At 74.4% G+C, this 23,949-nt stretch carries 18 protein-coding genes; 8 read left to right on the top strand and 10 right to left on the bottom strand.

All coding sequences use genetic code 11. The annotated features are described in order from the left end of the window. A partial coding sequence (locus ACIQF6_RS23135; RefSeq protein WP_400897926.1) for a TerD family protein occupies positions 1-950 on the bottom strand: 950 nt, incomplete at its 3' end. 125 nt (positions 951-1,075) lie between these two features. Here ACIQF6_RS23135 and ACIQF6_RS23130 point away from each other — a divergent pair. From ACIQF6_RS23130 to ACIQF6_RS23120, 3 genes are all read left to right on the top strand, one after another. Further along, the gene (locus ACIQF6_RS23130) at positions 1,076-1,888 is read left to right on the top strand and encodes a DedA family protein (protein WP_400897924.1); all 813 of its coding nucleotides are present in this window, start codon (positions 1,076-1,078) and stop codon (positions 1,886-1,888) included. Between the two features lie 143 nt (positions 1,889-2,031). Beyond that, complete coding sequence (locus ACIQF6_RS23125) at positions 2,032-2,802, top strand: sigma 54 modulation/S30EA ribosomal C-terminal domain-containing protein (protein ID WP_400897922.1); 771 nt, start codon at positions 2,032-2,034, stop codon at positions 2,800-2,802. 478 nt (positions 2,803-3,280) lie between these two features. Continuing rightward, positions 3,281-5,482, top strand: coding sequence for a M4 family metallopeptidase (locus tag ACIQF6_RS23120; RefSeq protein ID WP_400898344.1), 2,202 nt, complete (start codon positions 3,281-3,283; stop codon positions 5,480-5,482). 25 nt (positions 5,483-5,507) lie between these two features. On the opposite strand, the gene ACIQF6_RS23115 is transcribed toward ACIQF6_RS23120, so the two are convergent. Further along, entirely contained in the window at positions 5,508-6,374 is an 867-nt protein-coding gene (locus ACIQF6_RS23115; RefSeq protein WP_400897920.1) for a DMT family transporter, read from the bottom strand. A gap of 85 nt (positions 6,375-6,459) precedes the next feature. Then, entirely contained in the window at positions 6,460-8,091 is a 1,632-nt protein-coding gene (locus ACIQF6_RS23110; protein ID WP_400897918.1) for an AMP-binding protein, read from the bottom strand. A 246-nt stretch (positions 8,092-8,337) separates the two neighbouring features. Here ACIQF6_RS23110 and ACIQF6_RS23105 point away from each other — a divergent pair, with 246 nt between their 5' ends. Together ACIQF6_RS23105 and ACIQF6_RS23100 are read left to right on the top strand one after the other, a co-directional pair. After that, positions 8,338-11,859: a right-handed parallel beta-helix repeat-containing protein gene (locus ACIQF6_RS23105; RefSeq protein WP_400897916.1), complete on the top strand. Its 3,522-nt coding sequence runs from the start codon at positions 8,338-8,340 to the stop codon at positions 11,857-11,859. After that, positions 11,856-16,754, top strand: a complete 4,899-nt coding sequence (locus ACIQF6_RS23100) for a CHAT domain-containing protein (protein ID WP_400897914.1) — start codon at positions 11,856-11,858, stop codon at positions 16,752-16,754. The genes ACIQF6_RS23105 and ACIQF6_RS23100 overlap by 4 nt, the downstream gene beginning before the upstream one ends. 11 nt (positions 16,755-16,765) lie before the next feature. On the opposite strand, the gene ACIQF6_RS23095 is transcribed toward ACIQF6_RS23100, so the two are convergent. Next, complete coding sequence (locus ACIQF6_RS23095) at positions 16,766-16,990, bottom strand: hypothetical protein (protein ID WP_400897912.1); 225 nt, start codon at positions 16,988-16,990, stop codon at positions 16,766-16,768. Next, positions 16,938-17,654 (bottom strand): DUF6338 family protein, encoded by a 717-nt coding sequence (locus ACIQF6_RS23090; protein ID WP_400897910.1) that lies wholly within the window; start codon positions 17,652-17,654, stop codon positions 16,938-16,940. The genes ACIQF6_RS23095 and ACIQF6_RS23090 overlap by 53 nt, the downstream gene beginning before the upstream one ends. 208 nt (positions 17,655-17,862) lie before the next feature. Between ACIQF6_RS23090 and ACIQF6_RS23085 the strand changes: the two genes are divergently transcribed. Further along, complete coding sequence (locus tag ACIQF6_RS23085) at positions 17,863-18,837, top strand: SDR family oxidoreductase (protein WP_400897908.1); 975 nt, start codon at positions 17,863-17,865, stop codon at positions 18,835-18,837. Here ACIQF6_RS23085 and ACIQF6_RS23080 read toward each other — a convergent pair. Both ACIQF6_RS23080 and ACIQF6_RS23075 read right to left on the bottom strand, forming a co-directional pair. Continuing rightward, on the bottom strand, positions 18,828-20,024 hold the full coding sequence (locus ACIQF6_RS23080) for a helix-turn-helix transcriptional regulator (protein WP_400897906.1): 1,197 nt from the start codon (positions 20,022-20,024) through the stop codon (positions 18,828-18,830). The genes ACIQF6_RS23085 and ACIQF6_RS23080 overlap by 10 nt on opposite strands. 63 nt (positions 20,025-20,087) lie before the next feature. Then, positions 20,088-21,077 (bottom strand): helix-turn-helix transcriptional regulator, encoded by a 990-nt coding sequence (locus ACIQF6_RS23075; protein ID WP_400897904.1) that lies wholly within the window; start codon positions 21,075-21,077, stop codon positions 20,088-20,090. A gap of 93 nt (positions 21,078-21,170) precedes the next feature. Between ACIQF6_RS23075 and ACIQF6_RS23070 the strand changes: the two genes are divergently transcribed. After that, positions 21,171-21,569: a VOC family protein gene (locus tag ACIQF6_RS23070; protein WP_400897902.1), complete on the top strand. Its 399-nt coding sequence runs from the start codon at positions 21,171-21,173 to the stop codon at positions 21,567-21,569. A gap of 144 nt (positions 21,570-21,713) precedes the next feature. On the opposite strand, the gene ACIQF6_RS23065 is transcribed toward ACIQF6_RS23070, so the two are convergent. Genes ACIQF6_RS23065 through ACIQF6_RS23055 form a run of 3 tightly spaced genes read right to left on the bottom strand, consistent with a single transcriptional unit; the run spans position 21,714 to position 22,938 of the window. After that, positions 21,714-21,923, bottom strand: a complete 210-nt coding sequence (locus ACIQF6_RS23065; protein ID WP_400897900.1) for a hypothetical protein — start codon at positions 21,921-21,923, stop codon at positions 21,714-21,716. Next, positions 21,914-22,084 carry a hypothetical protein gene (locus ACIQF6_RS23060; RefSeq protein WP_400897898.1) on the bottom strand — a complete coding sequence of 57 codons (171 nt, stop codon included), beginning with the start codon at positions 22,082-22,084 and terminating at the stop codon, positions 21,914-21,916. Before ACIQF6_RS23060 ends, ACIQF6_RS23065 begins: the two co-directional genes overlap by 10 nt. A gap of 14 nt (positions 22,085-22,098) precedes the next feature. Beyond that, complete coding sequence (locus ACIQF6_RS23055; RefSeq protein ID WP_400897896.1) at positions 22,099-22,938, bottom strand: hypothetical protein; 840 nt, start codon at positions 22,936-22,938, stop codon at positions 22,099-22,101. 330 nt (positions 22,939-23,268) lie between these two features. Here ACIQF6_RS23055 and ACIQF6_RS23050 point away from each other — a divergent pair, with 330 nt between their 5' ends. Then, a complete protein-coding gene (locus tag ACIQF6_RS23050; RefSeq protein WP_400897894.1) occupies positions 23,269-23,856 on the top strand; it encodes a histidine phosphatase family protein in 588 nt (195 codons plus the stop codon). Positions 23,857-23,949: the final 93 nt, after the last annotated feature.

The following is a 23,949-nucleotide window of genomic DNA, read 5'->3' as shown; positions in this document are numbered from 1 at the left end:
CCCACCTCCGAGGCAGACCCAGGCACCGGGCCCGCCGCCGGGCGCGGCACCGTAAGACCGCCGGTGGCGCCCGTCGGCTCCGACACCGGCCCGGGCCCAACTGCCCGCACCCGCTCCGGCCCACCCACCGCAGGCCCGGACTCAACCTTCGAGGCAGGCCCGGACAGCGGAACCGCCGCCTCGCGCGGCACCGTGAGACCGCCGGTGGCACCCGACCCCGGCACCGCCCCAGGCCCGACTGCCCGCACCCGCTCCGGCCCACTCACCTCCGAGGCGGACCCAGGCACCTGACCCGCCGCCAGCCCGGGCCCGTCGGCCAGCTCCGGCCGCAACCCCGGCTCCCGTCCCGGTTCCGTCCCCACCTGCACCTCGGACGGCCCGCGACCACCGGCCGCCTCCATCCCCGTCCCCGTCCCCGTCGGCAGCGTGAACCCGTACGCGGTGGCCAGGCCGGTGAGGCCGTTGGCCCAGCCCTGGGCCACGGCGCGGAACTTCCATCGGCCGTTGTGGCGGTAGAGCTCGCCGGCGATGAGGGTGGTTTCCCGGCCTGCGTCGATGGTGAAGCGGGCGAGGGGGAGGCCGGTGCGGGCGTCGGAGATCAGCAGGGTCAGGTCGGGGACCTTGGCGAAGGTGGCGTCGCCGTCGGTGGTGGCGAGCAGCAGGACGCGGTGGACGTCGGTGTCGCGGGCGTCGAGTGCGTGGAGGTCGGCCTCGATCCGTTCGACGGAGGTGTCGGTGCGGCCGCGGTGCAGGACGGCCCCCGATCGGTGCGGCGGTCGATGACGGAGGATCAGATCGCCTGCGTCGCGGGCCTGTCCGTCGGCGGTGAGCAGCAGCGCCGCGGCGGTCAGCTCGGGGACGCCGGGTGCGGGTGTCCAGCTGAGGTCGGCGTGCACGGCGGGCACGTCGATCGGGAGGTTGCTGCCTTTGGCCAGGGATCTCGCGGTCACCGCCCCAGTCTCGCCCATCGGGGGCATGCGACGCGCCCCCCGGGAGGCAGGTTCTGCGGCGGGTGGCGGGCCCGGCGCTACGGTGGGGGCCGGACCGTGGGCGAGCCGGGAGCGAGGTGGTCCGGGTGCACGCGGTCACCGACTGGCTGCGCGGGCTGTCCGGTCCGGTGGTGTACGCGGTGGTGGGGGCCCTGGTGTTCGCCGAGGACGCGTTGTTCTTCGGGTTCGTGCTGCCGGGCGAGACGGCCGCGGTGCTGGGCGGCCTGTTGGCGCATCAGGGCAAGGTGTCGCTGGGCTGGATGGTGCTGGTGGTGGTGGCCGCCGCGATCCTCGGCGACTCGACGGGGTACGAGGTGGGGCGCCGGCTCGGCCCGTCGGTGCTGCGGACGAAGACGCTGCGCAAGCATGCGGACCGGGTCGAGGGAGCGCAGGATCTGATTCGCCGTCGGGGTCCGGTGGCGGTGCTGCTGGGGCGGTTCGTCGCGTTCTTCCGGGCGTTGATGCCGGCGCTGGCGGGGGTGTCGCGGATGCCGTATCCCCGGTTCCTGCTGTTCAACGCGATCGGCGGGGTGCTCTGGGGGGTGGGTTTCACGCTGCTCGGGTATTTCGCGGGTTCGGCGTACTCCCGGGTGGAGGGCACGGTGGGCCGTTCGCTGGCGATCGCGGTGGCGGTGGTGGTGGTCGTGGCCCTGCTGGCGTGGCGGGTGCGCGCACACCACCGCGAAACCCGCCGCGAGTCCGAACACGAGGCGGAGCACCGAGCCGGAAACAAGCCCGAGCACGACACGAAGCACCGAACCGGAAACAAGCCCGGGCACGAGACGAAGCACCGAACCGGGAGCAGATCCCAGCACGAAGCCGAACACGAAGCCGAACGCGAAGCCGAGCGCCGAGCCGGGAAGGAAGCCCGTGACGACCAGGACCCGACCGGCGACTGACGCCTCGTCAGGCGACGGGCCGCGCTCGGCGGCCGACCGTCCTGCCCCCGGCAGGGCCCGTCGGCTCCCGGAGGTGGACCGTTCGGCCCTCTGCGCGGCGCGGGCGAGGGAGCAGGCTGGAGTCATCGGGAAAGGAGTTTCTGATGAACCGTCTGCAGACCCGTAGTGTCGCCGAGGTGCTGGTGGAGACCCGCGGCGAGGTTTCGGCCGGCGCCCCCGACTATGCGCGGGTGAAGATCACGGCCGTGCTGGGCCGGCTGGACGAGCCGGTGCTCGGAGTTCGGGTGCGGCTGGTGCAGGAGCCCAACCATGCGATGGCCCGGCCGTCGCTCGCCCAGGCCACCGTGGACGTCAACGGGCGTCCGGTGCGGGCGCACGTCGCGGCGGCGACCATGCGTGAGGCGATCGACCTGCTCCAGGACCGGCTGGTGTCGCGGATCGCCCGGCTGCGTCACCACCGTCGCCCGGCCCGGACGCCGCTCGGCTGGGCGGACGGCCTGGACCCGGAGCACCGTCCGCAGCGTCGGCACCGTGAGCCGGAGGACCGTCGGCTGGTGCGGCACCGCAGTTACAGCGGGGCGCGGTTGGGCGCGCTGGACGCGGTGTTCGAACTGGAGGCGATGGACTACGACTTCCAGCTGTTCACGGACGCCGAGAGCGGTTTCGACAGCCTGGTGTACCGGGGCGCGGCGGGCGGCTACCGGCTGGCCTCGACCGGGCCGCTGCCGCACCCGGTGCCGGGGCTGGTGGTCAGCCGGCTGACGGTGCCCTGCCTGACGGGCGCGCAGGCCCGGGCCCGGCTGGACCTGAGCGGGATGCCGTTCGTGTTCTACACCGATGCCGCGACCGGCCGCGGCAACGTCATGTACCACCGTTACGACGGGCACTACGGGCTGATCACGCCCGCCGCGTAGCGGTAGAGCCTTCGGCGGGCGTGGGGGTCCGTCCGGAGGCGGGAAAGAGCTCTCGGTGGGTGTGGGGCCCGTCCGGGAGCGCGGGAAGAGGAGCCGGGGACGGTGTGGGGCCGTCCCCGGCTCCCGTCTGTTTTCTTCCGCTTTGCCTGTCTTCCGGCGGCGGATTACCTCGACATTACGTCGACAACGAATCGTTTCGGCCAACTTGTTGCCGCACGGGTGACGCGTCCTCAACAAAGCTGGCACTCTACCGTCCCATCGCCGCACACGCCCTTCACAGACGCATGCGCACCACCCGTGCGGCGAGCACGTCGCAGACCGTTCCACCCACTCGAACCACCAGCTCTACCGAGCGGCTCCATCCCTGCCCGCCCGGCTGACTCCGGCCGTACCCACGCGGCCGTCGCAGAAGGAGTTCAGTGTGACTCGATCGACCCGAAAGTCCACCACCGCAGGCGCGTTGATCGCCGGCGCCGCGATGGTCGCGGCCGCCCTGACGTCCGGTGTCGCCGTCGCCGAGGACACCCCGGCCCAGGCTCCCGCCGAGGTTCAGGCCATCGCCGGCGCGCTGCCGGTGGACCTGTCGGCCGCGGAGCGCGGCGAGCTGCTGGCCACCGCCGACGCGTCCCGGGCGGAGACCGCCCGCGCGCTGGGCCTGGGGTCGCAGGAGGCACTGGTCGTCAAGTCCGTGCTGAAGGACGCCGACGGCACTGTGCACACCCGCTACGAGCGCACCTACGCCGGGCTGCCGGTGCTCGGCGGCGACCTGGTGGTGCACACCGCCCCGGACGGCTCCACCGCGGGCGTCGACAAGGCGACCGAGGCGGACATCGCCGTCGACACCGGCGAGAAGGCGAGCGCCGACGTGGCGAAGGGCCTGGCGCTGGAGAGCGCCGGGACCGAGAAGGTCGCGGAGCCCTCGGCCGACGACACCCGCAAGGTGGTCTGGGCCCGGTCCGGCGCCCCGACGCTGGCCTGGGAGACCGTCGTCACCGGCACGCAGGAGGACGGCACGCCGTCCGAGCTGCACGTCATCACCGACGCGAACACCGGCAAGAAGATCACCGAGTACCAGGGCATCGAGACCGGCATCGGCAACAGCAAGTACTCCGGCCAGGTCACCATCGGCACCTCGGCGGCGGCCGGCGGCGGCTTCGCGATGACCGACCCGACTCGCGGCGGCCACAGCACGTACGACCTGAACGGCACCAGCTCCACCATCAAGCTGTTCACCAACCCGACCGACACCTGGGGCGACGGCACCGTCGCCAACCGGCAGACCGCTGCCGTGGACGCCGCCTACGGCGCCCAACTCACCTGGGACTACTACAAGAGCGTCCACGGCCGCAACGGCATCCGCAACGACGGTGTCGGCGCGTACAGCCGGGTCCACTACGGCAGCAACTACGTCAACGCGTTCTGGTCCGACAGCTGCTTCTGCATGACCTACGGCGACGGCGCGGGCAACGTCAAGCCGCTGACCTCGATCGACGTCGGCGCGCACGAGATGACCCACGGCGTCACCTCGAACACCGCGAACCTGATCTACAGCGGCGAGTCCGGCGGCCTGAACGAGGCGACCTCCGACATCATGGCCGCCGCCATCGAGTTCTGGGCGAACAACCCCAACAACCCGGGCAACTACCTGGTCGGCGAGAAGATCGACATCAACAGCAACGGCACCCCGCTGCGCTACATGGACAAGCCCTCCAAGGACGGCAAGTCCCGGGACTACTGGTCCCCGGACCTCGGCTCCATCGACGTCCACTACTCCTCCGGCCCGGCCAACCACCTGTTCTACCTGCTGGCCGAGGGCAGCGGCGCCAAGACCATCAACGGCGTGAACTACGACTCGCCGACCGCCGACGGCCTGCCGGTCACCGGGGTCGGCCGGGACGCCGCCGCGAAGATCTGGTACCGGGCGCTCACCACCTACATGACCTCGTCCACCAACTACGCGGCCGCCCGCACCGCCACCCTGAAGGCCGCCGCCGACCTGTACGGGCCCACCAGCGCCACGTACATGAACACCGCCAACGCCTGGGCCGGGATCAACGTCGGCCCGCGCGTCGTCGGCGGCATCATGCTGACCCCGGTCGCCGACCAGGTCACCGCGGTCGACGTGCCCGCCGAGCTCCAGATCCAGGCCACCAACTTCAACCCCGGCCAGGTCACCCTGCACGCGACCGGCCTCCCCGACGGCCTGAAGCTGCACCCGGTCACCGGCAAGATCACCGGCACCCCGACCACGCCGGGCACCTACACCGTCACCGTGACCGCCATCGGCTCCCACAACGGGCGCACCACGACGACGTTCACCTGGAAGGTCGCCCGGGCGGTCGTCGCGAACAACACGAAGACGCCGATCCCGGACGCGGGCCCGGCGATCTTCTCGGACATCGCCGTCACCGGGCTGGCCGGCCAGGCGCCGAGCGACCTCAAGGTGTCGGTGGACATCAAGCACACCTGGCGCGGTGACCTGGCCATCGACCTGGTCGGCCCGAACGGCCAGGTGTACTCGCTGAAGAAGGCCAACATCGGCGACTCGGCCGCCAACGTCCTGGAGACCTACACGGTCGACGCCTCCGCCCAGCCCGCCAGCGGCACCTGGCAGCTGAAGGTCCAGGACATGTACCGCGGCGACTCGGGTTACCTCGACGGCTGGAAGCTGGTCTTCTGACCGGACGTCACCTCGGGCGGCGGGCTCACTTCTTCGACCGGATCACCTCGTGCACGTGCGGGACGGCCCGGACCAGGGTGAGCACGCCGCCCACCACCACCGCCAGCGCGACCAGTTCGGGCAGCAGCCACCAGCCGGTGCGCACGGTCTCGTCGAACAGCACCACGCCGAGCAGCAGGCTGAGGCCGGCGTCGCCGATGGTGAGGGCGGGCTGCGAGGCGGCCAGCGAGCCGGCCTGCAAGGCGTTCTCCAGCAGCAGGACGGCGGCGATCCCGGTGAGCGCGAAGCCGTAGGTCTGCCAGGCGGTGAAGAACGCGGCGGGTCCGTGGTCGGCGAAGGCGCCGGTGGCGGACTTCAGCAGGGCGGCCGTCAGCGCGTTGCCGACGGCCGCCGCGCTGCCCAGCGCGGCGGCCCGGAACAGCGGGGAGCGCCGGCGGCGGGCGGCCAGGACGGCGAGCGCCATCAGGCCGAGGCAGCCGATCAGCACCGGCACCCAGCGGGTCATCGGGGCCTGGTCGGTGGCGCCGGAGGGCGCGGCGCTGCCGAGGAACAGGGCGAGGCCGCCGACCACGGCGCCGACCCCGGCCCAGCCGGCCGGGGGCAGCCGGCGGTGCAGCAGCGGGGCGGCGATCAGCAGCGCGAACGGCAGCTCCAGCACGAACACCGGCTGCACCAGGGCGAGCGGACCGAAGGTCAGCGCCAGCGCCTGGAACAGGGCGGCCCCGCACACCCCGGCGATGCCGGCCAGCCAGGCCGGGTCGTGCGCCAGCCTGAGCAGGAACCGCAAGCCCCCGCCGGTGCGGACCGCGGCGGCGGCCTTGCGCTGGAACGCGGTGCCGGCGGCGTTGGAGGCCGCGCCGAGCACGGCGAGCAGGACGGCGAGAGCGGGCACTCCCCCATCGTCCCCCGCCGTGCCGCCATCGCCGCGGATTGCGCCGGACGGACGCGCGCCCCGACGACCCGTCAGGCCCCGGCCCTCAGTCCTCCAGCATCCGCGCCGCCTGCTCGCGCATCTCCACCTTGCGGATCTTGCCGGTGACGGTCATCGGGAACTCGTCGACCACGTGCACGTAGCGCGGGATCTTGAAGTGGGCGAGCCGGCCGGTGCAGTACTCGCGCACCGCCTCGGCGGTGAGCGGGCGGGCGCCCTCGCGCATCCGCACCCAGGCCATCAGCTCCTCGCCGTAGCGGGCGTCGGGGACGCCGATCACCTGGACGTCGAGCACGTCGGGGTGGGTGTACAGGAACTCCTCGATCTCCCGGGGGTAGAGGTTCTCGCCGCCGCGGATCACCATGTCCTTGCTGCGGCCGGTGATGCTCAGGTAGCCGTCCTCGTCCATCACGGCGAGGTCGCCGGTGTGCATCCAGCCGTTGGGGTCGATCACCTCCGCGGTCCGCTCCGGCTCGCCCCAGTAGCCGAGCATCACCGAGTAGCCGCGGGTGCACAGTTCGCCGGTCGTGCCGCGCGGCACGGTGCTGCCGGTGGCCGGGTCGACGACCTTGACCTCCAGGTGCGGCCCGACCCGGCCGACGGTGGAGACCCGGCGCTCGATCGAGTCGTCGGCGCGGGTCTGGGTGGAGACCGGGGAGGTCTCGGTCATGCCGTAGCAGATCGACACCTCGGTCATGCCCATCCGGCCGATGACGTCCTTCATCACCTCGATCGGACAGGGCGCGCCGGCCATGATGCCGGTGCGCAGGCTGCTCAGGTCGTAGCTGTCGAAGTGCGGGTCGGCGAGCTCGGCGATGAACATGGTGGGCACGCCGTACAGCGAGGTGCAGGACTCGGCGGCGACCGCGGCCAGGGTGGCGCCGGCGTCGAACGCCGGCGCGGGGATCACCATGCAGGCGCCGTGCGAGGTCGCGGCGAGGTTGCCCATCACCATGCCGAAGCAGTGGTAGAACGGCACCGGGAGGCAGATCCGGTCCTGCTCGGTGTAGCCGCACAACTCGCCGACGAAGTAACCGTTGTTGAGGATGTTGCGGTGCGAGAGGGTGGCGCCCTTGGGGAAGCCGGTGGTGCCCGAGGTGTACTGGACGTTGATCGGGTCGTCGGCGGCCAGCTCCTGCTCGATCCCGGCCAGCACCGCCGGGTCCTCCTGACGGCCGGTCAGCAGCAGCCCGTCCCAGTCCGGCCCGTCCAGCAGCACCACGTCGGTCAGCGCGGCGCAGCGCGGCCGGACCTCGTCGACCATGGCCGCGTAGTCGGAGCTCTTGAACTGCCGGGCGGCGACCAGCAGCCGCACGCCCGCCTGGTTGAGCACGTACTCCAGTTCGTGCGAGCGGTAGGCGGGGTTGACGGTGACCAGGATCGCGCCGAGTCTCGCGGTGGCGTACTGGGTGAGCGTCCATTCGGCGCGGTTGGGCGCCCAGATGCCGACCCGGTCGCCCCGGCCGACGCCCCTGGCGCGCAGCCCGAGCGCCACCGCGTCGACGTCGGCGGCGAATTCGGCGTACGTCCAGCGCCGTCCGGTGGCGCACTCGACCAGTGCCTCGCGCTCCGGGAAGGCCCGGACGGCGCGGGCGAGGTTCGCTCCGACGGTGTCGCCGAGCAGCGGGGTGCCGGTCGGGCCGGAGGACTGGCTCGGCCGGCTCGGGGCGTGCGACAAGGGGGCCTCCTGGGCGGTGCGGGACGACTCGGGCGTTGCGCGTACCCATGCTGGCCACCGGGGCGGCCGTTGACCAGTCTCCAAGTGGGGGTGGTGCGGGCGGTGTTGACGCCCGACCAGAAAGCGGGGCATCCCTCGGCCGCCGCCGGCCCCCGGCTCGGGCGGAATCGCCAAATCGGCGTCGACCGGCCGGAGTTCGCTGATTTGATGGACCGGGAGGACGGTCGGCGGTTCCCGGGGGGCGCGATGGCGCAGGAGAGTGAGCAGGTGCGGCTGCGGCCTTCGTCGCAGTACCGGAGTCGGCGGGTGGCGGTGGCGCTGGTCGCGGTCGGCGGGTTCGTCGGCTGCGGGCTGCCGGTGTTCGCCGGGGCGACGGTGCGGCCGGAGGCGCTGCTGGTCGACGCCCTGGCGGCCGCGGTGTGGGCGGTGGTGCTGGTCCGGCAGGCGGTGCGGGTGTGGGCGCCCGTCACGGTGGTGCTCGATCCCGGGTATCTCGAACTCCGCGGCGGGCTGCGGAAGGTGCGGCTGCCGTGGGACGCGGTGGACGGGGTGTGCGTGCTGCCGGTCCGCGGGTTCGTGGCCGCCTACCAGGCCCCGCACTTCCGGGGCTCGCTGCTGGTGCGGACTTCGCTGGGCAGCCCGGCCGGGCTGTCGGGGCGCGGCTCGCCGCGCTGGTCGGCGCCGTGGCAGGGCGTGCTGCTGGACCTGGCGCCGCTGGCGGTGCCGGTGGAGCGCCTCGACGAGCTGTTCGTCCCGCGGCTGTCCGACCGGTGGGGCGGGACGACCCGGCTGCCGGACGGCCCCGGCGGGGCGTCGGTGTTCGCGGCCGGTGCGCTGCTGTCCTGGCCGGGCCGGGCGCTGCTGCGCGGTTTCCGGCTGGTGCTGATGGCGGTGATCGTCGGTGTCCTCCTCGCCATGGGCCGGCTCGGCGACTTCGCCCCGTTCCAGCCGGTCCTGGTGCTGCTCACCCTGGTGGTGTTCGGCACGATCGGCACCCGGTGGCTGGTCCTGCGGTTGTCCCGGAGCTGCGAGTTGCGGGTGGAGAGCCGGGGCGTCGTGGTGGCCGTCGGCGGCCGGGAGCGGGCCGTGCCGTGGTCCGACATCGCCTCGCTGGAGACCGGGCAGCACACCGTCTCGCGCGCCGGGCAGCGGTTCGCGGTGACGTCGGTGCTCGCCCGGCTCAACCCGGGGGCGGACGCTCCGGCGCCGCTGCCGCACTGGCCGTTCCGCGCCGACGGGCAGGCCGTCCGGCTCCTGCCGCTGACTTCGCCGGTCCTCAACCAGATGCACGGACTCGCCGTCTTCCCGGCCCAGTTGGTGAACGCGCTGACCCCGTACGGCGCGAACCTGCTCACCGGGCACACCCGGCGGGCCGAGTCCGTCGCGGGCGAGGCCGTCACCGTCCGGGTCGGCCAGGGCCGCGGCGCGGCGCACCGCACGCTCGCGTCGGCGCTGCGGGCCGCGCCGTCGGACCGGCCGCTGCGCCTGCTGATCGAGCCGGGCCGGTACCGGGAGGCGGGGCCGCTGGTGCTGTCCGGCACCGTGGAGCTGGTGGGGGCGGCCGGCGACGGCCAGGTGGTGATCGAGGCCCCCGAGCAGTCGGCCGTGGAGTGCGCGGGCGATGTCACGTTCGACTCCCTGACGGTAGAGGGCCGCGGCCCGGCCGCCGTCGCCGTCACCGGCCGGCTGGAGCTGCGGCACTGCCGGATCGACGGGCCCGGCGAGCACGCGCTGCTCGCCGGGCAGGGCGCCGAACTGATCGTGCGGGACTGCGAAATCCTCGCCGGCCGGACCGAACTCGCCGGCGCCACCGGCACGTTGGAGCGCACCGCGTTCCGCTCCGCCCGGGGCCACGCGCTGGTGCTGAAGGACCGCGCGAAGGCCGCCGTCACCGACTGCACGGTCACCGACAGCCGGGGCCGCGGCATCGACGTGACCGGCTCGACGGCGGAGATCCGCGGCTGCGAGTTCCGGGGCACCGGCGACACCGCCGTCGCCGTGGGCGACCACTCCGCGGTGCAGATCCTCGGCTCCCGGATCGACGAGGCGCACGCCACCGGCATCGCCTTCGACCACCAGGCGCACGGCACCGTCCAGGACACCACCGTCAGCGGTGCCACCGTCGGCCTGTACCTCGCGCGGGGCGCCGACCCGAAGGTCCGCGACTGCCTGTTCGCGCACTGCCGGGACACCGGGGTGCTGGTCGAGGACCAGGGGCGCGGGCGCCTGGAGAGGTGCCGGATCGAGAACGCCGGCCGGCACGGCATCGGTGTCGCCTCCGGCGGCGTCCCCACCGTCGACGACTGCGCGGTGGCGTTCGGCGCCACCGGCGTCCAGGTGCACAAGGCACGCGGCAACTTCACCCGGCTGCGGGTGCACGACCACTCCGACAGCGCCGTCGAGATCCAGGAGGGCTCGGTGGTGGACCTCGCCGAACTGCGCCTGGAGCGCTGCCAGTACGGCGTGCGCGGCGTCGGCACCGGCGTGACGGTCCGGCTGGTCGGCGCCGTCATCTCGGACGCGGCCGGCTCCGGGCTGCTGCTGGAGAACACCGCACGCGCCACCGCCGAACAGCTCGTCGTCGAACGCCCCGGCCTGTTCGGCCTGAACTGCCGCGACGACTCCCGGCTGACCGCCCACGACTGCACCGTCACGAAGGCCGGCGAGGTCGGGCTGCTGGCCCTCACCAGCACCACCGTGGAGATCGACCGCCTGGAGATCTCCGGCACCCGGGGCAGGGCCGTCCGGGCGCGCAACAACAGCCAGGTGGTCCTCACCCGGGTCCGGGTGCACGGCGCCGGCGGTGACGGCATCTGCCTGGAGGACAACGTGTACGGCAGCCTGACGGACTGCGAGGTCACCGGCTGCACCGGCGAAGCGGTGGTCTCCAACGACCGGGTGCTGCTGGAGAACGTCCGCACCGGCGCCACCGCGCAGGACATCCTCCAGCCCGAGGCCGGCCCGGTCGCCGAACTGCAGCGCATGATCGGCCTCGCCGAGGCCAAACGGCAGGTCGACGTCCAGATCGACCTGCTCCGGCTGACCAGGTGGCGCTCCGACGCCGACCTCCCGCCGCCGCCCCGGGCCCACCACCTGGTCTTCTCCGGCCCGCCCGGCACCGGCAAGACCACCGTGGCCCGGCTGTACGGCCAGATCCTGGCCGCGCTCGGTGCCCTGAAGAAGGGTCACCTGGTGGAGGTCGCCCGCGGCGACCTGGTCGGCGAGTACCTCGGGCACACCGCGCAGAAGACCCGTCAGGCCTTCGAACGCGCCTCCGGGGGCGTGCTGTTCATCGACGAGGCGTACAGCCTGGCCCGGCGGTTCGGCGCCAACAGCGACTTCGGCCAGGAGGCCATCGACGTCCTCACCAAACTGATGGAGGACCACCGGGACGACGTCGTGGTCATCGCCGCCGGCTACACCGAGGAGATGCGGGCCTTCCTCGACTCCAACCCCGGCCTGCGCTCCCGGTTCTCCCGCATCCTCGAGTTCGACCCCTACGACCCGTCCGAACTCGCCGAGATCGTCGACCGCGAGGCCGAACGCCACACCTACCGCCTCGCCCCCGACATCCCGGACCGCCTCGTCGAACGCTTCACCCGCCGCGAGCTGCGCGGCGACCCCGCCAACGCCCGCGACGCCCGCACGCTGCTGGAGGAGATGGTCGAACGCCAGGCCCGCCGCCTGGCCGGGTCCGCCGCGCCGACCCGGGAGGACCTGGTGCTGCTGGTCGCCGACGACATCCCCGAGGAGAGCGGCCGGCTGTGAACACCGACGAGGCCCTCGCCCTGCTCGCCGACCGGCTCGACCCGGCGGAGGCCGAATGGTTCGACACCCCCGAGGCGCACGCGGCGGCGGCCGTGCTCCGCGCCGCCGGGGTGCCCCCGGCGGCGGACCTCCCCCTCGACCACGCCCTCGTCCTCGGCTACAGCGACCTGTTCGCCTTCTGGGGCGGCGGCGAGCGCGACCCGTCGCTCCTCGGCGAGGGACTGCTCTGCCTGCTGGCGGTCCGGCGCGGGGCGCCCGAGCGGGTCGCACCCGAGTTCGCCGAGGTCCTGGCGGTCGCCGACGGGGAGCAGGTCGCCGCCGACGCCGGGCCCGGCGTCGGCCGGGCGCACGCGGCCGGGGCCGCGATGATGGTCGCGTTCCACCGGTGGCGGCACCCCGGCGTGCCCGCCCTGGCGGTCCGGCTGCTGCGCCGCGCGGCGGCCGGGTGCCCGCCGGACGCGCCGTTGCGGGGCGAGGTGCTGTCCGCGCTCGGCGTCGCCCTGCTGAACGACCACGTCGACCGCGTCCACCTGCCCTCGCTCGCCGAAGCCGTCCGGGTCGGCCGCGCCGCCGTCGCCGCCGTCCCGGACGGGCCCGGCGAACAGGCCCGCCGCCACGCCGCCCTGGCCACCGCGCTGCGGTTCTGGTCCGACGCCACCCTCGCCGACGGCCCGCTCCGGGAGGCCGTCTCGGAGATCCGCACCGCGCTGCGCCTGTGCCCGCCGGACGATCCCCGACTCGCCGGCCACCGCAACGAACTCGGGCTGTCGCTGGCCCAGGCGTCCGTCCTGTTCGGCGACCACACCGCCCTGCCGGAGGCCGTCGAGCTGCTCCGCGAGTCGCTCCGCGCCGCCGACCCCGCCGCCACCGGGCTCGCGGACCGCCTCGGGTACGCGGAACGGCTCTGCTACCTCGGCGTGGTGCTGATCGCGCAGGCCCCGACGGGCACCGCGGCAGAATCCGGGTCCGCGCTGCGCACGGAGGGCGTCGCACTGTGCCGGCAGGCCGTCGCCGCCGCACCCGTCGACGGCCTGCGGGCCCAGTACCTGTCCAACCTGTGCCTGGTCCTGCTCCGGTCCGCGCCCGTGGACGACGCCGACGCCACCGCGCTCGCGCTGGCCGCCGCCCGGGACGCGGCCGAGCTGGCCCCGGCGCCGACCGACGCCGTGTACGGCAACGCCCGGCTGCTGCTCGCCCTCGCCCTGACCAGGCGCTACCTGACGGATCATCGGCCGGCGGACCTGGCGGCGGCCGTCGCCCGGGCCACCGAGAGCTTCGAGGCGACCCCGCCGTCGATGCCGGCGGTCCGGACGGAACGCGGCTCCACCCTGGCGAACCTGCGGGGAATGCAGGCCGCGGCCGCCGGCCGTGACGACCCGTCGGGCGAAGCCCTCACGCTGCTGCGCCGACTGGTCGCGGAACTGCCGGACGCGTCCGCCGAACGCGCGCAGGCGCTGCGGCACCTGGCCGACCTCCTGCTCGAATCCGCCGGGCAGGACGGGCGGGACGAACGCGCCGCCGAAGCGCTGGACCACTACCGGGAGTGCCTCCGACTCCCGTCCCCCGGACCGGGTTTCGAGGCGGACGTGCGCTTCTCCCTCGGGACGGCCCGCGCCTGGCTGGCCGAGCGCGACCGCGAGCACGGGAACGAAGGCGGGGACGGGGACGGCTGGCAGCGGTCCGTCGCGTCCATGCGGCGGGCGATCACGCTGCTGCCCGCGGGCGACCCGCGGCGGATCGACCTGGAGTACCGGCTCGGCGCCCACTGGCTGCGGCACGCACAGGACACCCACGACCCGGCCGCGCGCGCGGAGGGCGTCCGGGTACTGACCGCCGTCGTGGCGGCCGACCGGGCGTGCCCCGCCGCCGACCGGGTGCTCCACCGCTCGGCGCTGGGCGCCGCCGCGCTGGGCCTCGCCGACGACGGCGGATCGGAGCAGCTGGTGGACGGCGCGGTCGGCCCGCTCGAACAGGCCCTGGACCTGGTCCCGGTCGGCGACCCGCGGCGGCCGCAGCTGGTCGACCTGCTCGCCGGCCTGCTCTCCTCGCTCGCCTGGATGCGCTCGGACACCACCGCACTCGACCGGGCCGCCGACCTCCTCGCCGAGGCACTGTCCGCGCCCGACGGGAATCGGGCCGACCACCTGACCGTCCTCGGCCGCAACCTCCGGCTCCGCTTCCACCTCACCGGCGACCCGGCGCACCTGGAGCGCGGCGTCGAGTGCCACCGCGAGGCGATCGCGCTGACCGAGCCGGACCCCGACCCGGTCACCCTCAGCGGGCTCGCCACCTGCCTCGCCAACCTGCACGGCTACCGGCCGGAGCCGCGGCTGCGCGCCGAGGCGACGGCCTGCTGCCGGGCCGCGCTGGACCGGCTGCCGGAGGGCAGCCCGGACCGGGCCCCGGTGCAGGCCGACCTCGGCTACCTGGAGTGGTCGGCCGCCGCCGAGTCCGGCTCGGCCGAGCAGCTGGACGCCGCGCTCGACCTGCTGAAGGCCGCCGTCTCCGTCCCGTCGGACACCCACAACAACCGCGGCCTGGCCCTCACCAACCTCGGCGTCGCGCTGTTCGACCGGGCGAACCGGACGGGCGACCGCAGCTGGCAGCTCCAGGCCGCGGCCGTCTTCCGCGCCGCGCTGGAGCAGACCGGCCCGTCCTCGGCGCTGCGCCCGATGGTGCTGAACAACCTCGCCATGGCACTGATCGGCCTGTCCGCCGCCACCGGCGAGGCCGCCCTGCGCGAGCAGGCCCTCGCCCTGCTGGAGGAGGCCGCCGCCCCACTCACCGGCATGCCGCCGGCCCGGGAGCGGGCCGCGCTCAACCTGGCCTGGCTGCGGTACGGGCTGGCCCGCGCGGACTCGGACCTCGACGCCACCACCGAGGCGGTCCGGCGGCTCGACGAACTGGTCGCGGACCTCGGCTCGCCGCACCCGCTGCGCACGCTGGCGCTGGCCCGGCTCGCCCACGCTGGCCTCCACCTCGCGAACCTGCTCCCCGAGCGCGCCGCCCGGACGGCCCTGCGGCGGGCCGCCGCCGCGGCCCGGGAGGCCCTCGCCGACCACCCGCCGGGCGCCGACCCGGCCGGCGCCCTGGCCCGGCAGGCGCTGGCCCTGGCACAGCTGCGGCGGGCCTCGTACGGCGACCGGGTCGACCTGGCCGAGGCGGTCCGGCTGATCCGGCGGACCGCCGAGGATCCGGCCTTCCCGTCGCACACCCGGCTCGAAGCGGCTCAGCTGTGGGGCAGCATCGCCGCCCGCACCGGGCGGTCCGCGGAGGCGCTGCGGGGTTTCTCCCACGCGGTGGCGCTGCTGCCGGTGGTGGCGCCCCGTCATCTGGCCCGGCTGGACCAGGAGGACCGGCTGGCGTCCGGCCGGGGCCTGGCCAGTGCGGCGGCGGCCCTGGCGATCCGGGCCGGCGACCCCGCCCGGGCGCTGGCCCTGCTCGAACAGGGCCGGGGCGTGCTGCTGGCGCAGGGCCTGGACAACCAGGGCGACCTGTCCCGGCTGCGCGAGCTCGACCCGGCCCGCGCCGCCGAGTTCGAACGGATCCGGGACCGGCTGAGCCGCGAGCACCCCCTCGCCGCGCCGGACGCGCCCGACGCGTTCTTCGCCCAGGGCGCCGCGGGAGCGGGTGCGGCGGGAGCGGGAGCGGCGGCGCTGCGGGACGCCGAGGAGCGCCACGCCCTGTCCCGCCGCTGGGACCAACTCCTGGACGAGATCCGGGCGTTGCCCGAACTGGACGACTTCCTGCGCCCGCCGACCACCCCGCAGCTGCTCTCGACGGCGGAGCGCGGCCCGGTGGTGGTGGTCAACGTCAGCGAGTACGGCTCGCACGCGCTCGTGCTGCTCGCCCCGGCGGGCGGCCGGCCTCGCATCGACGTCCTGCCGCTGCCGGACGTCACCCCGGTCGAGGTCGCGGTGGCCGCGCAGGCCTTCACCGAGCGGCTGATCGACGCCGCGTACGGGGACGAGGGGGTGGCGGCGGCCCGGCACACGATGAGCCTGCACAGCTCCCTGCTGGAGTGGCTGTGGGACGCCGTGGCCGCGCCCGTGCTGGACCGGCTCGGCCTGCGCGGCACTCCCCTGGACGGGGAGGAGTGGCCGCGGCTGTGGTGGTGCCCGACCGGCCGGCTGGCGTTCCTGCCGCTGCACGCCGCGGGCAAGGGCCGGGGGATTCCCGGCACCTGGGTGATGGACCGGGTGGTGTCCTCGTACACGCCGACCCTGCGTTCCCTGCTGCGGGCCCGCCGCCGCTCCGCCGCCGGCCCGCCCCGCCGCCGCCCCGCCCCGCTGGTGGTCTCGCTCGCGCAGACGCCGGGCGGCCCCCCGCTGCCCGGCGCCGAACCGGAGGCGGCGCTGGTGGCCGAACTGTTCCCCGCCGGGCTGCGGCTGGACGGCGGGCAGGCCACCGTGGAACGGGTCCGCGACGCGCTGTACCGGCACTCCTGGGTGCACTTCTGCTGTCACGGCGTCAGCGACCCGGCCAGCCCGTCGAACAGCGGGCTGATCCTCCACGACGGCCGGCTGAGCGCCCTCGCCCTCTCCGCGCGCCGCCCCGCCGACGCCGAACTCGCCTTCCTCTCCGCCTGTTCGACCTCGCAGGGCGGCCTCGACCTGCCGGACGAGGCGGTGCACCTGGCGCCGTCGTTCCAGCTCGCCGGGTTCACCCACGTCATCGGCACCCTGTGGAGCGTCTCCGACCGGATCGCCCGGAGCGTCACCGCCGATTTCTACGCCACGCTGCACGAGGACGCCGCACCGGGCCGGGCACTCGGCCCGCGGCCGGACCGGCCGTTCGATCCGGCCCTGGCCCTGCACCACGCCGTCCGGTCGCTGCGCGAACGCCTGTTGCCCGCACCGCACTTGTGGGCCGCGCACATGCACATCGGGCCGTAGCGGGCGGGCCGTCAGGACGGCTCGGGGCCGCCGCCGCTCTCCGGCCTCCCGCCCTCCGGCTTGTCGCTCTGCGCCGTGCCCGAGGCGCCCTCGGGGCCCTGGTCGGGTTCGGCCGCGCCGGCGCCGATCCGGAAGATCCGCCGGCTGCCGTACTCCTCGATCAGGCTCTCCGCCGACGGCTCGTCATCCCTGCTGCGCTTCTTCGGGTCGCTCCGACCGTCCCGTGCCGCTGCCATCGCCCTGCCCCCTCCGTGCGACCGGTACCGGCGCCTCCCCCGGTGCGGGCGGCGCCAGCAGTTCCAGTACTTCGACCTCGCTGCCCTTGACGTAGACCCCGGCACTGCCGGGCACCCGGCCGAGGAACGTCCCGTCGCTGCCCAGCCGCCACTGCGACTCCAGGAAGATGTCCTGCGGCTGCGGAAACGCCGACACCGCCGACCGCGAGCCGAGCCAACCCCCCACCCACAGGCCGCCCTTGAGTCTGATCCGGACGAAGCACGGGTCGCGGTCGGCGAACAGGAAGTCCCAGGCCGTCGGCGTCGGCTCGTAGCGCGCCCGCTCGTGGCGCCGCCGCACGGCCGCCGCTGCCCAGGCCGCCCCGGCCGGCACCAGCACGACCAGCAGCAGCACCGCCAGCCCGGCCTGCCGCGGATGCCGCAGCACCCCGGCCAGCGGCCCGCCGTCGCCCTCGTTCAGCAGCCGCGCAAGCCACGGCCCCGCGACGACCGCGTACACCGCGTCCAGCAGCCCGCTGATCGCGATCGCCCGCAGCGCGCGGTTCTGCGGCTCCTGCTCGGAGGCCTGCGGCCCGCGCAGCCGGTCGGAGACGGCCTGGTAGAAGATCCCGGGCAGCATCAGCGCCACCAGGATGACCAACTGCTCAACCGTACTCGGAAGCACCGCGCCGCCTCCCCGCCCTTGCCCGCAGCGCCTTCACCCTAGCCGAGCGGCACGCCACCACGCCTGTGGTTCGGCCGAGTTGACGACCGGCCGGCTCCGGGACAACACCCCGCCGCACGCCACCGCCGCCGGTGTCGATTCCGTGTCCGAGTCGTGAAGGAATAAAAGGTGACGGGTTCTGTCATCTTTGGCGCCGATCGTTGAAGGCATGGAGAACACGAACGAGGTCCCGTCCCGTGACAGCCTGCCCGCCCGCCCGCTGGCGGGCCGGATCGTCCTGGTGGCAGGGGCGACCAGGGGTGCGGGCCGGGCACTGGCGGTGGAGTTGGGCAGGGCCGGGGCGACGGTCTACGTGACCGGGCGGACGACTCGCGAACGGGTGAGTGAGGTGGGTCGGGCGACCGAGACGATCGAGGAGACCGGGGAGCTGGTGACGGCGGCCGGCGGGGTGGGGATCGCGGTGCCCACCGACCACCTGGACGAGGGGCAGGTGCGGGCGCTGTTCGGGCGGATCGAGGACGAGCACGGGCACCTCGACGTCCTGGTCAACGACCTGTGGGGCGGCGAGCGCCTGACGATCGACTCGATCTTCGGGAAGAAGAGCTGGGAGACGCCGCTCGCCGACGGGCTGCGGCTGCTGGAACTGGGCGTGCGCTCGCACGTGATCACGGCGGCGCTCGGCCTGCCGCTCCTGGTGCGGTCGGCCGCGCCGCTGCTGGTGGAGGTCACCGACGGCACGGCGGTGACCAACCGCCGGTACCGGGAGAACCTCTACTACGACCTGGCGAAGAACGCGCCGATCCGGATGGCCTTCGGGCTGGGCGAGGAGCTGGCGGAGTACGGCGGTGCGGCGGTCTGCGTGACGCCGGGCTTCCTGCGCTCCGAGCAGATGCTCGCGCACTTCGGCGTGACGGAGGAGAACTGGCGGGACGTCGTCGCCGTCGAGCCGACCTTCGCGATCGCGGAATCGCCGCAGTACCTCGCCCGCGGGGTGGCCGCGCTGGCCGCGGACCCGCGGCGGGCCGAACGGTGGAACCAGAAATCGACCTCCAGCGGCGAACTCGCCCGGGTCTACGGCATCACGGACGTGGACGGCAGCAGGCCGGACGGCTGGGCGTACTTCGACGCGGTGGGCGAGCGGGGCGAGCAGGGGGATCCGGTCTCGGCGGAGGACTACCGCTGACGATCGCCGGGGCCGCCGTCCGGAACCCGGCCCGGAACCCGGTCCGGGACTCCGACGGCGTTCCCGGCGGCGTTCCCGACAGCGGCCCCGACGGCGTTCTCGGCGACGTTCCCGACGGCGTTCTCGGCGACGTTCCCGACGGCGTTCTCGGCGACGTTCCCGACGGCGTTCTCGGCGACGTTCCCGGCGCCCGGCCCCGGGTCGCAGTAGAGCGCGGCCAGGCGCCGGGCCTGCCCGGCGAAGCGGGCGCGGAGCGCGGGCGGGGCCAGCACCTCGGCCTCCGCGCCGAGCGAGGCCAGTTCGGCGAACGCGATCTCGTCGGACTCCACGGCCAGTTCGAGGGTGACGCGGCCGTCCGGATCCGGCGGCGGGGCGGCGGCCAGCGCCCGCCCGGCCGCCCCCCGGTCGGTGACCTCGGGCAGCCTGCGCACGCCGGCCGGGGTGAGCCGCACCGTCACGGTGGCACGCAGCAGCGAGCGGGCGAACCGGGCGCTGTGCTCCTGCCAGTACGCCGCCAGGTCGAAGGCCGCGTCGCGGGTGAACGCGCCGTCAGCAGGCGTGCGCAGTGCGGTGATCCGGTCGGCGCGGTAGGTCCGGAAGGCGGTGCTCGCAGCGTCGGGGATCCGGCCCACCAGGTACCAGACGCCCGCCTTCAGCACCAGCCCGTACGGCTCCACCCGGCGGGCCGCCCCGGGCTCGCGGCCGGGCCGGGTGTAGCCGAACTCGACCACGCGGTCCGCCCAGAGGGCGCGGGCCAGCTCCGGCAGCAGCTCGGGGGTGGACGGCTCGCGGAACCAGGCCGGCGCGTCCAGGTGGAAGCGCCGGGCCGAGGACTCGGCGGCTGTCCGCAGCGAGGGCAGCAGGGTCGCGGAGAGCTTCAGCCGGGCGGTGTCGGCCGCGTAGGAGAGCCCGAGGTCGCGCAGCGCGGTGGGCAGGCCGGACAAGTAGAGGGTCTCGGCCTCGGTCGGGTGCAGCGTGGTGAGGCGGGTGCGATGCCCGGGGGCGAGCCGGTAGCCGCCGGCCCGGCCGCGTTCCGACCGGACCGGGATCCCGGCCTCCTGGAGCGCCTGGACGTCGCGGATGACGGTCCGTTCGGAGACCTCCAGCTCCCGGGCCAGTTCGGCGGCGGTCAGGCCAGGAGTGGACTGCAGCAGGAGGGCCATGCGGATCAGGCGGGCAGCACGCATGTGCACCAGCATCGCCGATCCGCGGCCCGGCCGGTCGTGCGGGCAGTCGTTGATGCCTCGCCGTCAGGCTCGGCGGGCGCAGGACGCGAGGCGGTCGGCGAGCGCGGCGACGAGGTCGCGGAGTTCGTCGGGGCGCTCGATGACGAACGGCCGGTCCAGCGCGGCGAGCGTCCGCGGCAGCCAGTCGAGCTGCTGGACCCGGAGCTCGACCCGCCACCAGCGCTCGGCCGCGAGGTCCCGGCCGGTTTCGGGTTCGTGCTCCGCCAGGCTCGCCACGGCGGCGGGGAGCTGCGCGCGGATCTGCTCGGCCGTGCCGTGGATCCGCAAGGTCACCTCGTGCCCGTACGCGGCGGTGGCGAATCCCGACAGCACCCGCCGGACCGGGTCCGGCCCGGCCGGCGCTTCGAACGAGCCGGGCAGGGTCCTCGCGGCCGCGATGCGATCGAGCCGGAAGGTCCGGTCCTCGCCGGCCCCGTCGTCCCGGCCCGTGACGTACCACCGGCCCGAGTGGGCGACGATCCCGTACGCGTGCAGGACGCGTTCGCTGCGCCGTCCGTCACGGTCGGTGTAGCGGATCGAGACCGGTCGGCGGTGGCGCACCGCGTCGGCGACGGTGAGCAGGATCCCGGCGTCGGGGTGCTCCGGCTCGCCGGGCCCGTCCGTGAAGGCGAGAGTCTCCAGAAGCGCGTCGAGCCGACCGGCGACGTGCTTGGGCAGCACCCGCCGGATCTTCGCCGACGCCGTCTCGCTCGCCGTGCGCTCCGCCGCCGCGAGCCCCGCCCGGCGGCCCACGACCAGGCCGAGCAGCACCGCCAGCGCTTCGTCGTCGCCGAGCATCAGCGGCGGCAGGCGGTACCCGGGCGCCAGCCGGTACCCGCCGTAGCGGCCTCGCACCGATTCCACCGGCACGTCCAGGTCGATCAACTGGTCCACGTAGCGCCGCACGGTGCGCCCTTCGACGCCGAGGCGGTCGGCGAGCTCGGCCACCGTGCGGGTGCCGCCCGACTGCAGCAGCTCCAGGAGTGTCAGCACGCGGCCGGTGGGTCGGGACATGTCCGCAGCCTAACTCGAATACCGGACCGATTCTGTCCACTATTTCTCCTAGCCTGCGACGTGCACGCCTTCAGCACGGCCAAGGAGATTTCCATGGAATTCGTCTCGATCCGCATCATCACCGGCGACGTCGCCCGCCTCGTCGACTTCTACGAGCGCGCCACCGGAACACCGGCGAAGCGGGTCACCGAGGACTTCGCCGAACTCACCACGGCGGGCGCGACCCTCGCGATTGCCGGCACCCGCACCGTCCCGCTGTTCGCCCCCGGCTCCGCCCGCCCGGCGGACAACCACAGCGTGATCATCGAGTTCCTCGTCGACGACGTGGACCGCGTCCACCGGAACCTGACCGGATTCGTCACCGACTTCGTCAACGAGCCCACCACGATGCCCTGGGGCAACCGGTCGCTGCTGTTCCGCGACCCCGACGGCAACCTCGTCAACTTCTTCACCCCCGTCACCCCGGAGGCCGTCGAAAAGTTCGCCCGCTGACGCCACCCAACGGCTTCACCGGGAAGCCCGGAACCGCGGAACTCCGGAACTCCGGGTCTTCCCGTCTCCGGGGCTCCGGGGCTCCCGGTGAAGCGGCCTGGCGGGGCGCCACCCGGCCTGCGGTTCAGCCGAGTTGACGGTCGGTCACCGCCGCGGCATTTCACCGTGCGGGCTGTTGATCACCAGCGCCACCGAGCCCTCGGCCGGCCAGTGCCCGGGGTAGTGGTCGAGGTGCAGGTGGCCGCCGTCCGCCATGGACGCCATGGCGCGCAGTTCCCCCGCCAGCGCCTCCCGCCCGGCCGTGTCCCCACCTATCACCGGCACCCGCCGCCCGGCATCGACCTTCAGCAGCACCCCGGACCGTCCGTCCCGACCACCTCGACCCCGGCCAACTGCCCTCCCTCGACGCCGAGACACCCCTGCCTCGCCGCCACCGCGGCCGCCGGCGCCGAGAGCTCCTCCGCCGTGCCTTCGGCGTCGATCTCGCGGTACTCGGGGTCGCCGACCGGTCGCATGCCCCACCCTCCCGTCAGGCCGGAATGTCTCGCATGACGGCGTCGGTCAGCGGCGCGAGCCGGGCCGACAGCTTGTCGAAGTCGGCGGTGCGGCCGTCGGACCACTGGGCCATGCCGACCAGCAGGCCGTGGCCGGCGAGCGCGAAGTTCTGCACCATCCCGCTGTCGGCGGGGAGCGGACGCAGGCCGGAGTCGTCGGGCGGGAGCTGGACGGCGACCTGGTAGATGTCGGCATTGCTGGCCAGCACGGACATCAGAAGGACGGCATCGGTCTGGTCCTTCATGGTGAACAGCACCAGGTTGTACTGGTTGCCGTCGGCGTCCTTGTACAGCGCCAGGTCGACTCCGAGGCAGCCGTGCCCGTGGGCGATCAGGTCGGCGAGGGTCGCCCCCACGATGTTGTCGCCCGTGCAGCTGGGGTTCGCCGCCTTCGCCACCAGCGCGTACCCCTGCACCTTCTCCGGGAAGACCGACAGGGGTATCGCGGCGGTCGGCGCCCCGGCCACCACGCCCGCCGACGCCGCCGCCGCGGGGGTACCCGTCGAGGGACGGCCCGTCGACACCGGGGCCGAGACCGTCACCGACGGAACCGGATCGGCCGCGACGGCCGCCCCCCGCTCCGCCGGCCGCGTCAGGTACGCCACCCCGCCCACCGCCGCCAGCACAACCGCCGCCGCCGGAAGCACCAGCCACCGCCCCGGCCGCCGTCGCGCCCGGTTCTGCTGCTGCTGTTGCTGTTGCTGTTGCTGTTGCTGAGCACGTTCGACGGCACTGGGCTCGTGCGGGGCGTTGTTCTTCGCAAATTCCCTGACGAACTCTTCCCACAGGTCGTCACCGGGCTCTTTCGTGGTCACAGCCCCCAGACCCTAGTGTTCGTCACCGACAAGGGAAAGCCCGATGCCCCCACCGCCGGAGAACACCCCCGTTGACGCGTATCCGCCAGTCCTGGCACGGGAGTCGACCGCCGCACCGCGGCATTCGGAAATCCGCTCCGCAGCGGATCGGGGACGAAGGTCGTAGGCCGGCCCAGCGGGCCCGGGACCGGCCCGATCCCCCGGCCTCCGTTGGCAAAAGGAATTTCCGCCGCCCTTGTGCCGGCCCGATCGAACGGAATCGCCGCCCGCACCCGGACCGGCCCGGTGCGCCACAGCCGCCGGGCATCTCATCGGCTAACCTGCACGGCCATGGGTGAACTGATAGTGATCAGACACGGCCAGACCGAGTGGAGCCTGTCGGGCCGTCATGCGGGCCGCACCGACGTCCCGTTGACCGCGGCCGGCGAGGCAGCCGCCCGGGCGCTCGCCCCGCGGCTCGCCGCCCGCCGCCCGGTCGCCGTCGTCAGCAGCCCGCTCGGCCGGGCCCTGCGGACGGCCGAGCTGGCGGGCCTGACCGGCGTCACGCCCGATCCCGACCTGCTGGAGTGGGACTACGGCGGCTACGAGGGCCTGACGGCCGATCAGATCGAACAGACCCGACCCGGCTGGGACCTGTGGCGCGACGGCGTCGTCCCGGGCGACGCGGCGCACCCCGGCGAGCGGCTCCAGCAGGTGGCCGACCGGACGGACGCCGCGCTCGGCCGCATTCGCCCCCTGCTGGCCGAGGGTGACGTCGCCGTCGTCGCGCACGGCCACCTGGCCCGTATCCTCGCCGTCCGCTGGCTCGGCCTCGACCCGTCCGCCGCAGGCCTGCTCGGCCACCCCGACCCCGGCACCCTCGCCGTCCTGGCGACCGAGCACGGCCGACCGGTGCTCTCCGCCTGGAACGTCCCGTAGGCATCGCCCCACCCCGACCGGCCCAGCCGGCCCGCCGCCCGCCGGCCGTCCTTCGCCCGACCCGGAACCCGGCGCGGGGCGGCGCCGCCGGCC

This window comes from Kitasatospora sp. NPDC092948, from assembly GCF_044754805.1.
In the GTDB taxonomy this organism is placed as follows: domain Bacteria; phylum Actinomycetota; class Actinomycetes; order Streptomycetales; family Streptomycetaceae; genus Kitasatospora.
This window is presented reverse-complemented; position numbering and strand designations above follow the sequence as displayed.